This is a genomic window from Hoeflea phototrophica DFL-43, assembly GCF_000154705.2.
In the GTDB taxonomy this organism is placed as follows: Bacteria; Pseudomonadota; Alphaproteobacteria; order Rhizobiales; family Rhizobiaceae; genus Hoeflea; species Hoeflea phototrophica.
Genome location: NZ_CM002917.1, coordinates 2,436,459 through 2,449,834, shown reverse-complemented (window position 1 = coordinate 2,449,834; position 13,376 = coordinate 2,436,459). Strand labels below are relative to the sequence as shown.

Genomic DNA, 13,376 nt, shown 5'->3' with positions numbered 1-13,376 from the left:
TTTGCCGGGCTGGGCAGGCTAAGGATAAGGGTTCCCGCCATCGCAAGGCAGCAGGCAAGAGCAGCGATCGCACGCAGAACGGCAGGCGTCACCTTTGCCGCACGGCTGGCGTTTGAGAATGTGGACCACTTCTATGGTGACCAGCAGACGCTGCGCGATGTCACTCTCGCGGCTGAGCCGGGTGAGGTGCTTTGCCTGCTTGGACCTTCTGGATCGGGCAAGACGACATTGCTGCGGATCGCGGCGGGGATCGAACCGCTTGCTCGGGGTCGGCTGTTTCTCAATGATCGCGAGATTGCAGGGCCCAATACCCATCTTCCGCCAGAGCGCCGCGGTATCGGCCTCATGTTTCAGGATTTTGCGCTGTTTCCGCATCTGAGCATTCTCGACAATGTTCGCTTCGGTCTCACAGCGCTGTCATCCAGCGATTCCAAGGGTGAGGCGCTGGCGGCGCTTGAGCGTGTCGGGATGGTCGACTACGCCCAGAATTATCCGCATGCGCTGTCTGGTGGTGAGCAGCAGCGGGTGGCGCTTGCCCGGGCGCTGGCCCCAAGGCCGGCGGTGTTGCTGATGGACGAGCCGTTCTCTGGGCTTGATTCACGCCTCAAGGACAGTGTGCGCGCCGAAACGCTTGCGATCTTGCGCGAGGCACGCGCGACTGCGGTCGTGGTGACCCATGATGCGGAAGAAGCCATGCGCATGGGGGATCGAATCGCGTTGTTGCGTGACGGGGCGCTGGTGCAACTGGGCACGGCGGAAGACCTTTATCATCGGCCGGCCAATATTTTTGCCGCCGGGTTCTTTTCCGAGATCAATGTTTTTGAATGCCGGGTATCCGGTGGCGTTGCACAGACCCCGGTCGGACCGGTCAAGGCTTCGGCTTTTGCCGATGGATCCCCGGTTTGCGTGGCGGTCCGGCTTCCCGGGATAGAAATCACTGAGACGCCATGCGGGGTTCCGGCGCGCGTTGTGGCGCGTCGGTTTTTGGGTGTTGAAGAGCTGATCACGCTTGTTGTTGCGGGCGGGGAAAAGCCGATTGATGCAAGAATTCGAGCAGGGCAGTTGCGTTCTGGCGCGCGCGATGTTTCTGTCACCGTTAACGAGCGTGACATTTTGGTGTTTGAAAGAAACGGATAAACACCTTACATCACGGTGAGATCCTTAAAGGAGAGTTCCATGGGTACATTCAGTATTTGGCATTGGGTTATCGTTCTGGTCGTTGTTCTGCTGCTTTTCGGCCGCGGCAAGATTCCGGAATTGATGGGCGACGTGGCCAAGGGAATCAAGAATTTCAAGAAAGGCATGGGTGACGAAGAAGCCGCACCTGAGACCAAGACGGTCGAAAGCAAGGCCGAAGAAGCCAAGGATCGCGGCTGATCCCCCATATCCATTGCCCCTATAGAGGGTGAGGAGACGCCTGAATGTTGGATATCGGTTGGCCAGAGCTTCTGGTCGTCGCAGTTGTGCTGATCGTGGTGGTCGGTCCCAAAGACCTGCCACCCATGTTGCGTGCCTTTGGTCGCACCACCAAGAAACTCCGGGGCATGGCTTCGGAATTCAGGGGGCAGTTCGACGAGGCTTTGCGCGAAGCGGAGCTTGATGACGTCAAGAAGACCTTTGATGACGCGCGCAAGCTCAATCCGATGCAGGGCCTTCGTGATGCGGTGAACCCGCTCAAGGATACCGCCAAGGACATCAAGGCGGATCTGGAAAAAACCATGAACCCGCCGGCGACGCCAAGCGCGCCGGCCAAGGTTGCGGTGCCGGATCCGAACTGGAAACTTCCGGACAGTCCGCCGAGTGTGGATGCGGCCAAACCGGCTGCCTCTGCGGCCGGCAAGGCGAAGCCTGCCACAGGCAAAAGCCGTTCGGCCAAAACCGCCACGTCCAAACCCGCGGCAAAAGCGGCCCCTGCAACGAAGAGCACCGCCAAGGCGTCGGCGGGCAAGGCAGCGCCTGCCAAGGCACCTGCCAAAACGCCGGCTGCAAAAACCGCAGCCAAGGCGGCCCCTGCAAAGGCTGCTGCCAAAGCCGCACCTTCCGCTGCCAAGCCGGCTGCTGCGAAAGCTGCAACGAGCAAGGCTCCGGCTTCAAAGCCAACTCCATCAAAAGCTCCGGCGCGCGCGCGAAAAGCCAAACAAAGTGAGGGCTCGGCTTGAGCGACAACATCGAAGACAAGCCGCAGCCCCTGCTTGAGCACCTGCTGGAGCTTCGCAACCGCTTGATGTGGGCGTTGGGCGCGTTTTTCATTGCGTTCCTGGTTTGCTTTGCCTTTGCCAAGCCGTTGTTCAACATCCTGGTTGAACCGTTTACCTGGGCGGTTGACTGGGCCGGTATGAGCGACCGCAAGATCGAACTGATCTATACGGCGCCACAGGAGTTCTTCTTCACGCAAATCAAGATCGGCATGTTTGGCGGTCTTTTGTTGGCGTTCCCGATGATCGCTGCACAGGTCTACAAGTTCGTCGCACCTGGCCTGTACAAGAACGAGCGCTCTGCGTTTTTGCCGTTTCTTGTCGCATCGCCAATGCTGTTCATGCTTGGTGGCGCACTGGTCTATTTCTTTTTCACCCCGATGGTGATGTGGTTCTTCCTTTCGATGGAACAGACCGGCGGCGGGGGCGAAGCCTCAATCATGCTGTTGCCCAAGGTGTCGGAATATCTCGGCTTGATCATGACGCTGATCTTCGCCTTTGGACTAGTGTTCCAGCTGCCGGTTGTGACCACGTTGCTGGCCCGCGCCGGCCTCGCCACCAGCGAGGGGCTCGCGAGCAAGCGCAAATATGCAATTGTTGGCGCATTCATCGCGGCTGCGGTGCTGACGCCGCCCGACCCGGTCTCCCAGATCGGGCTTGCGCTGCCCACCATCCTTCTTTACGAAATTGCCATCTATTGCGCCCGACTCGTGGAGCGCCAGCGCGCTGCTGCACAGGCCGAAAGGGAAGCGGAAGACTCGGCTTCAACAGCGTCTTCTGCTCCTGAAAACGACGCCTGATACAAGCGGATCGGGATCTGTATTTTCTTGCTCTGCCGTCCCAACCGGGATGGCGGCGGCCATCTGATTACCGGAACCGGACATGCTCGACATCAAATGGATACGTGAAAACCCCGCAGCGCTCGATGCGGCACTGGAAAAACGTGGGGCAGAAGCGCAATCGTCCAGACTTGTTGCACTTGACGAGGCCCGCCGCAGCCATGTCGGCCTGGTTCAGGCGCTGCAGGAGCGCCGCAATGCGGCTTCCAAGGAAATCGGCAAGGCGATGGCGGCCAAGGATCAGGCCGCTGCCGACGCGCTGAAAGCCGAGGTGGCGAAGCTCAAGGATGAGCTTCAGGCCGGAGAGGCCAAAGAGCGCGAGCTTGACGAAGAACTCAAGCACGCCTTGTCGGTGTTGCCCAACATTCCGCTCGACGAGGTCCCGCTGGGTGCGGACGAGGCCGATAATGTCGAGGTGCGCAAGGTTGGCGAGAAACCCGATCTCGGATTTGAGCCGAAGGAGCATTTCGAACTCGGCGAAGCGCTTGGCATGATGGATTTTGAGCGCGCGGCCAAGATGTCGGGTGCGCGTTTCACGATCCTGTCGGGTCCGCTGGCCCGGCTCGAACGGGCGCTGGGTCAGTTCATGCTCGATCTGCACACCGGCGAACACGGGTATACCGAGGTCAATCCGCCGCTTCTGGTCAATGATGCGGCGGCCTATGGCACCGACAAGCTGCCGAAATTTGGCGATGATCTCTTCCGCACCACCGATGGTCGGTGGCTGATCCCGACTGCCGAAGTGCCGCTGACCTATATGGCCGCGGGTGAAATCCTGGCCGAAGATGAATTGCCCAAGCGTTATGCGGCGCATACGGCCTGTTTCCGGTCGGAAGCGGGGTCCGCCGGCCGCGACACCCGCGGCATGCTGCGTCAGCATCAGTTCTCGAAGGTGGAGCTGGTGTCTGTCACAACGCCCGAAACCTCGCTTGAGGAGCATGAGCGGATGACCGCCAGCGCGGAAGCCGTGCTGACCCGTCTTGGCCTGCATTTCCGCACCGTTGTGCTGTGCACGGGCGACATGGGGTTTGGCGCACAGAAGACCTATGACATCGAGGTCTGGTTGCCGGGTCAGAATGCCTATCGCGAGATTTCCTCCTGCTCGGTGTGCGGTGATTTTCAGGCGCGCCGGATGAATGCGCGCAGCCGCAAGCCTGGCGACAAGGCGACCCGCTTTGTCCATACGCTCAATGGTTCAGGCGTGGCCGTTGGCCGGGCATTGATTGCGGTGATGGAAAACTACCAGAACGCCGACGGCTCGATCACCGTGCCCGACGCGCTTCGATTCTATATGGGCGGGCTTTCAAAAATCGAGAAAACCGCCTGATTTCAGACCGGGGGCCAGAAGATGCGCATTCTCATCACCAATGATGACGGCATTCATGCCGAGGGACTCGAGGTGCTTGAGCGCGTCGCCCGGACACTGTCAGACGATGTCTGGGTGGTTGCTCCCGAGACGGACCAGAGTGGGCTCGCGCATTCTCTGACGCTGTCTGAGCCGCTGAGGCTGCGCAAGGTTCGCGACAAGACCTATGCGCTTCGCGGAACGCCGACCGACTGCGTGATCATGGCGGTCAAGAGCCTTATGGACCCAGGCCCGGACCTGGTGCTTTCGGGCGTCAATGCCGGACAGAATGTGGCCGATGACGTGACCTATTCGGGCACGGTCGCCGGGGCCATGGAAGGCACGTTGCTTGGTATCCGGTCGATCGCGCTCAGCCAGGCCTACAATTGGAGCGAGGATGGCCGGCTGCTGCCCTGGGATGTGGTGGAGACGCTGGCGCCGGAACTGCTGCGCAAGCTGATCGCGATTTCGCTGCCCGCTGGAACGCTGCTCAATGTCAATTTTCCAAATTGCCCGGTGGACGCAGTGAAGGGCGTCCTGGTGACCGAGCAGGGGCAGATGACCCACGGCTTGTCGATCGACGAGCGCAAGGATGGCCGCGGCTTTCCCTATTTCTGGCTGAAGTTTGGCCGGCGTGATTTCGCCCCTGATGCTGACAGTGACATCAAGGCGATTTCCAACGGCTATGTCTCCGTAACGCCGCTCAAACTCGATCTGACCAACCATGCGGTTCAGGATCAGATTGCCAAGGCACTGGAAGCCTGAGCGATGAATGTACGGCTCGCAGAGAAGGAAGGGTGTGCCGGCCTGTTCCTGAGGTTGCGGGCCGAGGGCATTGCCAACACGGCGTTGCTCACGGCGATCGAGCAAACGCCGCGCACGGTGTTTCATTCCGCAGCCTATGCTGATGCCGCCTATCATGACCGGTTGCTGCCGATCGATTGCGGCGGATTTGCCGAAAGCCCCGACCTCGTGGCGCGGGTTTTGGCCTGCGCTGAAATTGAGCCTGGCCACAGGGTTCTCGACATCGGCACCGGTTCGGGGTTTCTGGCTGCTGTCGCGGCACGTCTTGCCGAGCGGGTGATCACTGTCGACCGCTACAAGACATTGGTGCAACTGGCCCAGCAACGCTTTGCGCATCTCGGGCTTGGCAATGTCATTGCCCGGCAATTGGACGGTCTTAAGGGCGTAAGCGGCGAGGGGAGTTTCGACCGGATCATCGCAACCTGTTCGTTTGATGGAATGCCAAGGCAGTTCGTTGACCTGCTGGCATCAGGCGGGGTGATGCTGGCGCCCATCGCAGGCGAAGAGGGCGGGGCGACCCGCATGGCGCGGCTGACCAAGATCGGAAGCCGGTTCGAGCGTGAAGACCTTTTCGTTGTTCCCTATACGCCCTTCATACCGGGGCTTGCGGCCGCGCTCTAGCAACATCATTGACCTAAAAGCGGTCAAAAATTGCCAACCTTAACCGATGAGTAACACTAACGCGCTTTAATCATCATCAGTTGGTATTGCGTTGATGGGTAGTGTTATGCGTCTCGAAAAGACTGTTGTTCCCTGTATTTCGGTTGCTCGATTGCTCGGCGTTGCGCTGCTTGCGAGCTCGGCGGCCGCCTGCAGTTCGGACGTGAACCGTTTTTCCTACAAGGCCGCGGATCAGTTCTACACCGCATCGGTGCCGCAGCCATCCTCTTCATCTCTTGCTCCCCTGGCCGCAGTTGGCGGGAACCCGGTTCCACCCGGTGGAGTGAATGGCGCCTACCCGCAACAGCCCGGCGGGTACCCGCAGGCCGCTGCCTATCCGCAGAACAATGGTTTTCCGCAGGCTCCCGCGCAACAGGCTTATCCTGCTGCACAGGCTTATCCTGCTGCACAGGCTTATCCTGCTGCGCAGGCTTATCCTGCTGCACAGGCTTATCCTGCTGCACAGGCTGGAGTGTCCCAGGCCTTCCCAGGTGACTATCGTGCGCCGGTCACGCAGGGCTATGACCCTACGTCAACCGGGTCGGTTCCTGGTGCTCTGGCCCGGGCTTCCGCTTCGCCGGCAAGCCTGATTCCTGCACAGGTTCAGCGTGCGCCGGTCATGCAGCCCGCGCTGGCTGCGCCGACCAGAAACGTGGCAAGCCCGGCAACGGTCACTCAGATTCCGAATGTGACGGTGCCAGCGCAGCCGCGCCAGGCTGTTCTCGCGCCTGCACCTGCCGCCCAGTCTTTCCCTGAACGGCCACAGAACCTTACGGCCTCCGTTCAGCCCGCTTCGGTCTACAAGCAGAATGCCGATCAGGTGCTCGCGCCTGATCCCATTGTGACCGGCAGCGCTCCAAAAGGGGCAGGGTGGACCACAGCCGGAGCGACCCGCATCACTCTCGGTCCCGGTGAAACGATTTACAACCTGTCCAAACGCTATGGCGTGCCGGCCAGCGAGATCATGAAGGCGAACAACATTGCCGATGCCTCGAAGGTGTCTGCAGGCCGGCAATTGCTGATCCCGGTCTATGTCTATTCCCGCCAGGCGCCAGTTTCGGCTCCGGACAACAATCCGAATACAAGGGCTGCCAATTCCGGAGCAGGCCTGCGCGGCGAAGCCCGGCATGAGCGGATCCCGGTTCCTGTGCCTGCGCCGTCGCGCGATGTGGCCGTGTTGCCAAATGCGCCGTCGCTGCGCAGCCCGCAAAACAGCTCGGCTGAAACCGCAAACAGCGCAACGGTCACCACCCGTGCGGGTGATGCAAGTTCTGCTTCGAGTTCAGGCGGGGTGTATTCGGTCGCCAGCGGCGACACGCTGACCAAGATTGCACGCAATCATGGCGTCAGTGTTGATGCGCTTAAAGCGGCCAACGATCTTAAGGGCTCGAATATCCGGATCGGGCAAACGCTTTCGATTCCCGGTCGGGATGCAGGTGCCGTTGACGCCACCCGCACCGCGTCGGTAAGCAGCGAACCCGCGCCGCGCTCTTACACACCGCCTGCGCCGGCAGCTCAGGTGGGTGCCGGGACATCGCAGGATGGCGTTGCCGCCAAAACCCGTGCTGATACGGCATCCGTGGCACCGGCTGCCACCGGCATTGACAAGTTCCGCTGGCCGGCCAGGGGTCAGGTGATCACCGGCTTTGCCAAGAACGAAGATGGCAAGCGCAATGATGGCATTGATATCTCGATGCCAACCGGGACCCCGGTCAAGGCAGCGGAGAACGGTGTCGTGATCTATTCCGGAGACGGTTTGAAGGAATACGGCAAGACTGTCCTGGTCCGGCATGATGATGGGCTGGTCACTGTCTACGCCCATGCCAATGATCTGCACGTGAAGCGCGGTGACAAGGTGGCTCGTGGTCAGGTCATCGCCAGCTCAGGCATGACCGGTGTCGCCAAAACCCCACGGCTTCATTTCGAAGTGCGCAAGAATGCCTCTCCGGTCGATCCGATGGGCTATCTCGAATAACTGCCCCTCCAGGCAAAACGGAAGAAGGCCGGCGCCCTGAAGCGCGGGCCTTTTTTCGTATGCGGTCTTGGAAAGCGCTCATTGGTTCTTCACTGAGCAGGCAGTTACGACCTGATCTCTGTGTCAGGTTTTCTGGCCAAGCCGGCCGGCAAGGTCCTGAATGAATTGCCAGGCGACACGGCCGGATCTCGAACCGCGGGTTGTCGCCCATTCGAGCGATTGGGCGCGCAGGGCTTCCGGTTCAATCTCAAGCTGGTAATGCGCGGCATAGCCATTGACCATGTCGAGATAGTCATCCTGGCTGCATTTGTGAAAGCCCAGCCAAAGCCCGAAGCGGTCAGACAATGACACCTTCTCCTCGATGGCTTCGCTCGGATTGATCGCGGTGGAGCGTTCATTGTCCATCATGTCACGTGGCAACAGGTGCCTTCGGTTCGATGTGGCATAGAGCAGGGCGTTGTCGGGCCTGCCTTCAATGCCGCCGTCGAGTGCTGCCTTGAGCGACTTGTAGGCGGTGTCGTCATGGTCGAATGACAAGTCGTCGCAAAACAGGATGAAGCGCGCCGGCGCCGGTCGCAGCAGGCTCATCAACGCGGGCAGCGAATTGATGTCTTCGCGATGAATTTCGATCAGCTTGAGCGGCGCAGACAGACCAGGGTCGTTGGCCAAGGCTGCATGGACGGACTTGACCAGTGACGATTTGCCCATGCCGCGTGCGCCCCAGAGCAGGACATTGTTGGCCGGCAAGCCCATGGCGAAGCGCCTGGTGTTGTCGAATAGAATGTCGCGGACGTGGTCGACCCCCTTGATCAGATCGATCTCGATCCTGTTGGGCTTGGCTATGGGGACCAGATTTCCGCCTTCGGCGTTCCAGACAAAGCAGTCAGCCGCGTGAAAATCGCTGGGCGCGGGCTCAGGCGCGGAAAGTGATTCCACCGCCCGCGTCAGGCGCGAGAGTTCGGTGAGGATTTGTTGGGCGATATCATCTTGCATGACGGTGTCCGGTTTGGGTGAGTGCCAGTCTGCGGCAAGCATCGTGCCGGTAGCATGCCGACGGCTTATGGAAAAGCGCCCTGAAGCCGAAAAACGGGCTTGATAGGGCCATGTTTGCGTTGCAATCGGCCCGACTGCCACTATATTCCGCTCGACTGTTGGCCCCTTGTTTTGGCCTTCCTACACATCCTTGAGGAGTTTTTGATGTTTGTAACCCCGGCCTATGCCCAAACCGCTGGCGGTGGTGGCGAGATCCTGATGTCGATCCTGCCATTCGTGCTGATCTTCGTGATCATGTATTTCCTGATCATCCGGCCACAGCGCATGCAGATGAAAAAACGCGAGGAAATGCTCAAGAACGTGCGCCGTGGCGACCAGGTGGTCACCGGCGGTGGTGTGCTCGGCAAGGTCACCAAGGTGATCGATGATGCCGAGCTGGAAGTCGAGATTGCCGATGGCGTCAAGGTGCGGCTGATGCGCAGCCTGATTGCCGACGTGCGCGCCAAGAGCGAACCCGTCAAGGAATAGCCGTAAAGATTGGACAGGGATGTTCCCTGTCCATCGCCGCGCCAGGCGCAATGCCACATAAATTGGTCTTCTGGGCCAAACAGAGAGCGACATGCTGTACTTCTCCCGTTGGAAAACCACCCTGATCTGGCTTGCGGTTCTCGCCGGCGTTGTGTTCGCCGCGCCCAATCTGCTGGACCGGCAGCAAGCGGCAAACCTGCCCGAATGGCTCCCGTCAAAGCAGTTGACCCTTGGCCTGGACTTGCAGGGCGGTTCCTACATGCTGCTGCAGGTGGAACGCCAGGACATCATCAAGGACCGGCTGACGACGACCGTGGATGATGTGCGGCGCCTGCTGCGCGAGGCGGGTATCGGCTACACCGGTCTGTCCGGAACGGGACAAATCGTCCAGGTGCGCATTCGCGACGAGTCCCAGATTGAAGAGGCCAGGAACATCCTGGCCGAACTGACAGAACCTGTGGCGTCAGGTCTGCTTGGTGGAGGGTCGATTGTCGAGGCGACGATCGAGGAAACCCAGTCGGGGCAACTCCGCATCGTGCTCACCGATGACGGCATCACATACCGGGTCTCCTCGGCAGTGGCACAGTCCATCGAGGTGGTTCGCAAACGTATCGATGAACTTGGAACGACCGAGCCGGTGATTCAGCGTCAGGGTGCGGATCGCATCCTGGTTCAGGTTCCGGGTCTTGACGATCCCGAGCGGCTCAAAAGCCTGCTCAACCAGACGGCAAAGCTTGCATTCCGGATGGTCGATACATCGATGCCTGTCCAGGAAGCGATGGATGGACGTCCGCCGGCCACCTCGGAAGTGCTGTTCTCCACCGATGATCCGCCAATTCCCTACCTGATCCAGCGCAGTGTTCTGGTGTCGGGCGAAAATCTGGTGGACGCGCAGGCTGGCTATGACCAGCGCACCAACGAACCGATCGTGTCCTTCCGTTTCGATTCCAAGGGCGGACAGCGCTTCGGTCAGGCCACAACCCAGTTTGTCGGGCTGCCTTTTGCGATCGTGCTGGATGAACAGGTAATTTCAGCACCGGTGATCCGCGAGCCTATTCTTGGCGGCAGCGGACAGATTTCGGGCAATTTCACGGTTGAGAGCGCCAATGACCTGGCGATCCTGCTGCGCGCAGGCGCCTTGCCGGCGACGCTGACCGTGATTGAAGAGCGAACCGTCGGGCCCGGCCTTGGAGCGGATTCGATTGCCGCAGGTGAAATTGCAGGCCTGATCGGTGCTGTGCTGGTGCTGGCCTTCATGTTCGTGGCCTATGGCATGCTTGGTTTCATCGCCAATCTGGCGCTGATTGCCAACGTTTCGATGATCATTGCACTGCTGACCATGCTTGGCGCGACGCTGACCTTGCCGGGTATTGCCGGTATCGTGCTCACGGTCGGCATGGCCGTTGATTCCAACGTGCTGATTTATGAGCGTATCCGCGAGGAGCACCGGTCCGGACGGTCGCTGATCCAGGCGATTGACGCGGGCTTCAGCCGCGCTTTCTCGACCATCTTGGACGCCAACGTCACCACGCTGATCGCTGCAATCATCCTGTTCTATCTCGGCACCGGACCGGTGCGTGGTTTTGCGATCACTCTGGCCATCGGTATCGTGACGACTGTGTTCACCGCCTTCACCTTCACCCGCTGGATGGTGGCAGAGTGGGTGCGCCGCAAGCGCCCGAAGACCATGCCGAAGGGCATGCTCGACCGGGTCATCCGCGATTTCACCTTCCGCTTCATGACGTTCCGGCGTTTCACCTTCGTTCTGTCGGCGGTGGCGTCGGTGACGGCGATGGTGCTGTTTGCGACCGTCAACATGAACTACGGCATCGATTTCAAGGGCGGATCGATGATCGAAGTGCAGGCCAAGGACGGAAACGCCGATGTCGGTGACATTCGTGCGCGGCTGTCCGAGCTCAATCTCGGCGATATCCAGGCCCAGGAATTCGGCACGCCACGCGATGTTTTGATCCGGGTTCAGGCCCAGGGCGGTGGAGAGAATGCGGAGCAGACGGTGATTACCCTGGTCCGCGCGGAGCTTGAAGGCGATTACGATATCCGCCGTGTGGAAGTGGTGGGACCCACGGTTTCCGGTGAACTGGCACAGGCCGGTACCATCGCGGTGATCGCGTCGCTGATGGCGATCCTGGTCTATATCTGGTTCCGGTTTGAGTGGCAGTTCGCACTCGGTGCTATCATTGCAACGGTGCACGATGTGGTGCTGACAATCGGTATTTTCGTGATCTCGGGGATCGAGTTCAACCTCTCGAGTATCGCGGCGGTGCTGACGATCGTCGGCTATTCGCTCAACGATACGGTGGTTGTCTATGACCGCGTGCGCGAGAACCTCAGACGCTACAAGAAGCTGCCGCTGACCCAGTTGCTTGATCTGTCGATCAATCAGATGCTGCCGCGCACGATTCTGACATCGGTCACGACGCTGCTGGCCTTGCTGGCACTGTTCATCTTTGGTGGCGAAGTGATCCAGTCCTTCACCTTCGCGATGATCTTCGGCGTTCTTGTGGGCACATACTCCTCGATCTTCATCGCGGCGCCTGTCCTCATCCTGTTCAAGCTCAGGGCGGACAATTTCCGCGTCGGCCTTGATTCGGAGGATGCCGGTGAGCTTGAAGTCGACGGAAAGAGCACGGCCTGAACGTGGGCCAGGGTATCGAGATTCGCGAAGCTCATTTCCCGGGCCGGTCCGGCATCGATGCCTATGGCAATGGCGGGTTCCGTTTTGCCGACATGTCGCACCGCGGCTCGATCCTTTGCCTGCCTTCGGGCATCTATGGCTGGGACGCTGTGGAAGGTGACGTGCTCGATATCAAGCTTTTCGAACGGGTTCTGGCCGAAGCTGCCGACATCGAGTTTCTGCTGGTCGGGACGGGACTGTCGATCAGACCATTGCCGGCGGAGCTGAAGACAGCGCTTCGCGGTGCCAATGTGTCTTCTGATCCGATGAGCACCGGAGCGGCGGTGCGGACCTTCAATGTGATGCTGGCCGAATCGCGCGCGGTGGCCGCCGCGCTGATTGCCGTCTGAATTATGGCCGGCGCCGGTCTCTCGCAAAGTCAGTCAACCGAACTCAGGCGGTCGCGATTCGAAGCGCTTCGCGCGGTCGATATCGACCGGTATCTGGCGCTCTTGCTGGTGCCGGAGGCTGCTCAGGACGACATCGCAACGCTGCTGCTGTTCAATGCCGAGATTGCCGCAATCCGTGACCGGATCCGCGAACCGTTGCCGGGAGAAATCCGCTTGCAATGGTGGCGCGAAGTGCTGGACGGCGAACGCCTTGGGGAAGCCGAAGCGCATCCGTTGGCGTCGCAGCTGCTTGAGCTGATCGCGCGCCGCCGACTGCCGCTTTCGCCACTTGCCGGCATGTGCGAAGCGCGGGTGTTCGACCTCTATGACGATCCGATGCCCGACCGCTCCAGCTATGAGGGCTATGCCGGTGAGACCGCATCAGCCTTGTTGCAGCTTTCCGCATTCCTTCTCGATGCGGATGCCTCGGCAAAGACTGCAACGGCCAGCGGACATGCGGGGGTGGCGCAGGCCGTGGCCGGGCATTTGATGCTGTTGCCGATCAGCCAGGCACGCGGGCAGGTGTTCATCCCCGGGGATCTGCTGGCGGCGACCGGGCTTGACCGCGACAGCCTGCTCGCCGGTGAGAACAGGAAGGCCATTGACGCGGCGGTTCGCGCTTTTGCGGGTTTTGGCCGTGATCACCTTTCAAAGGCGCATGACGCCCTGCGCGATGTTGCTTCCGAAATGCGCCCGGCTTATCTGCCGATGGCGCTGGTTGAGCCTGTGCTCAAACGGGCGGAAACACTCGGATCCGGCTGTATGGAAACGTCGCCACGTCCGTCGCAATGGCGGCGGCAGTGGCGGCTGTGGCGCGCAGCCCGCAGCGGACGCATCTGACATATTTGGTGGCGCGATTGCGGCCTCGGGCAGGGAGCATGTTTGTGGTTTCCTGCTCATGGCTTGCTTGACGCGTAGGCTCGCTGCATAGTTTCTGGAAATACGCGGCTTGG

13 protein-coding genes are annotated in these 13,376 nt (G+C 60.3%); 12 read left to right on the top strand and 1 reads right to left on the bottom strand.

Annotated features, from left to right (window positions below; translation table 11 throughout):
- Window positions 1–39 precede the first annotated feature (39 nt).
- The 8 genes from HPDFL43_RS11685 (at window position 40) to HPDFL43_RS11650 (ending at window position 7,818) form a co-directional block, all read left to right on the top strand.
- Window positions 40–1,137 carry an ABC transporter ATP-binding protein gene (locus HPDFL43_RS11685; RefSeq protein ID WP_052093300.1) on the top strand — a complete coding sequence of 366 codons (1,098 nt, stop codon included), beginning with the start codon at window positions 40–42 and terminating at the stop codon, window positions 1,135–1,137.
- 39 nt (window positions 1,138–1,176) lie between these two features.
- Window positions 1,177–1,377, top strand: a complete 201-nt coding sequence (locus HPDFL43_RS11680; protein ID WP_007197549.1) for a twin-arginine translocase TatA/TatE family subunit — start codon at window positions 1,177–1,179, stop codon at window positions 1,375–1,377.
- 44 nt (window positions 1,378–1,421) lie between these two features.
- Window positions 1,422–2,159: a Sec-independent protein translocase protein TatB gene (gene tatB / locus HPDFL43_RS11675; protein ID WP_007197548.1), complete on the top strand. Its 738-nt coding sequence runs from the start codon at window positions 1,422–1,424 to the stop codon at window positions 2,157–2,159.
- Complete coding sequence (tatC, locus tag HPDFL43_RS11670) at window positions 2,156–2,995, top strand: twin-arginine translocase subunit TatC (protein WP_007197547.1); 840 nt, start codon at window positions 2,156–2,158, stop codon at window positions 2,993–2,995. The genes tatB and tatC overlap by 4 nt, the downstream gene beginning before the upstream one ends.
- Before the next feature lie 82 nt (window positions 2,996–3,077).
- Entirely contained in the window at window positions 3,078–4,361 is a 1,284-nt protein-coding gene (serS, locus tag HPDFL43_RS11665) for a serine--tRNA ligase (RefSeq protein WP_007197546.1), read from the top strand.
- Window positions 4,362–4,382: 21 nt separating this feature from the next.
- Complete coding sequence (gene surE / locus HPDFL43_RS11660) at window positions 4,383–5,144, top strand: 5'/3'-nucleotidase SurE (protein ID WP_007197545.1); 762 nt, start codon at window positions 4,383–4,385, stop codon at window positions 5,142–5,144.
- Between the two features lie 3 nt (window positions 5,145–5,147).
- Window positions 5,148–5,804, top strand: a complete 657-nt coding sequence (locus HPDFL43_RS11655) for a protein-L-isoaspartate(D-aspartate) O-methyltransferase (RefSeq protein WP_007197544.1) — start codon at window positions 5,148–5,150, stop codon at window positions 5,802–5,804.
- 202 nt (window positions 5,805–6,006) lie between these two features.
- On the top strand, window positions 6,007–7,818 hold the full coding sequence (locus HPDFL43_RS11650; RefSeq protein ID WP_156970262.1) for a peptidoglycan DD-metalloendopeptidase family protein: 1,812 nt from the start codon (window positions 6,007–6,009) through the stop codon (window positions 7,816–7,818).
- Between the two features lie 123 nt (window positions 7,819–7,941).
- On the opposite strand, the gene HPDFL43_RS11645 is transcribed toward HPDFL43_RS11650, so the two are convergent.
- Entirely contained in the window at window positions 7,942–8,811 is an 870-nt protein-coding gene (locus tag HPDFL43_RS11645; protein WP_040450122.1) for an ATP-binding protein, read from the bottom strand.
- A 204-nt stretch (window positions 8,812–9,015) separates the two neighbouring features.
- On the opposite strand from HPDFL43_RS11645, the gene yajC reads away from it, so the two are divergent.
- From yajC to HPDFL43_RS11625, 4 genes are all read left to right on the top strand, one after another.
- Window positions 9,016–9,339 (top strand): preprotein translocase subunit YajC, encoded by a 324-nt coding sequence (gene yajC, locus HPDFL43_RS11640; RefSeq protein ID WP_007197541.1) that lies wholly within the window; start codon window positions 9,016–9,018, stop codon window positions 9,337–9,339.
- A gap of 91 nt (window positions 9,340–9,430) precedes the next feature.
- Window positions 9,431–11,995 carry a protein translocase subunit SecDF gene (gene secDF, locus HPDFL43_RS11635; RefSeq protein ID WP_007197540.1) on the top strand — a complete coding sequence of 855 codons (2,565 nt, stop codon included), beginning with the start codon at window positions 9,431–9,433 and terminating at the stop codon, window positions 11,993–11,995.
- 2 nt (window positions 11,996–11,997) lie between these two features.
- Window positions 11,998–12,384 (top strand): Mth938-like domain-containing protein, encoded by a 387-nt coding sequence (locus HPDFL43_RS11630; protein ID WP_007197539.1) that lies wholly within the window; start codon window positions 11,998–12,000, stop codon window positions 12,382–12,384.
- A 3-nt stretch (window positions 12,385–12,387) separates the two neighbouring features.
- Window positions 12,388–13,263 carry a phytoene/squalene synthase family protein gene (locus HPDFL43_RS11625; RefSeq protein WP_007197538.1) on the top strand — a complete coding sequence of 292 codons (876 nt, stop codon included), beginning with the start codon at window positions 12,388–12,390 and terminating at the stop codon, window positions 13,261–13,263.
- Window positions 13,264–13,376 lie beyond the last annotated feature (113 nt).

Coding starts and splice junctions, on each gene's coding strand:
- serS (WP_007197546.1), top strand. CDS start 3,078: ATGCTCGACATCAAATGGATACGTGAAAACCCCGCAGCGCTCGATGCG.
- secDF (WP_007197540.1), top strand. CDS start 9,431: ATGCTGTACTTCTCCCGTTGGAAAACCACCCTGATCTGGCTTGCGGTT.
- yajC (WP_007197541.1), top strand. CDS start 9,016: ATGTTTGTAACCCCGGCCTATGCCCAAACCGCTGGCGGTGGTGGCGAG.
- HPDFL43_RS11655 (WP_007197544.1), top strand. CDS start 5,148: ATGAATGTACGGCTCGCAGAGAAGGAAGGGTGTGCCGGCCTGTTCCTG.
- HPDFL43_RS11680 (WP_007197549.1), top strand. CDS start 1,177: ATGGGTACATTCAGTATTTGGCATTGGGTTATCGTTCTGGTCGTTGTT.
- HPDFL43_RS11645 (WP_040450122.1), bottom strand. CDS start 8,811: ATGCAAGATGATATCGCCCAACAAATCCTCACCGAACTCTCGCGCCTG.
- tatB (WP_007197548.1), top strand. CDS start 1,422: ATGTTGGATATCGGTTGGCCAGAGCTTCTGGTCGTCGCAGTTGTGCTG.
- HPDFL43_RS11625 (WP_007197538.1), top strand. CDS start 12,388: ATGGCCGGCGCCGGTCTCTCGCAAAGTCAGTCAACCGAACTCAGGCGG.
- surE (WP_007197545.1), top strand. CDS start 4,383: ATGCGCATTCTCATCACCAATGATGACGGCATTCATGCCGAGGGACTC.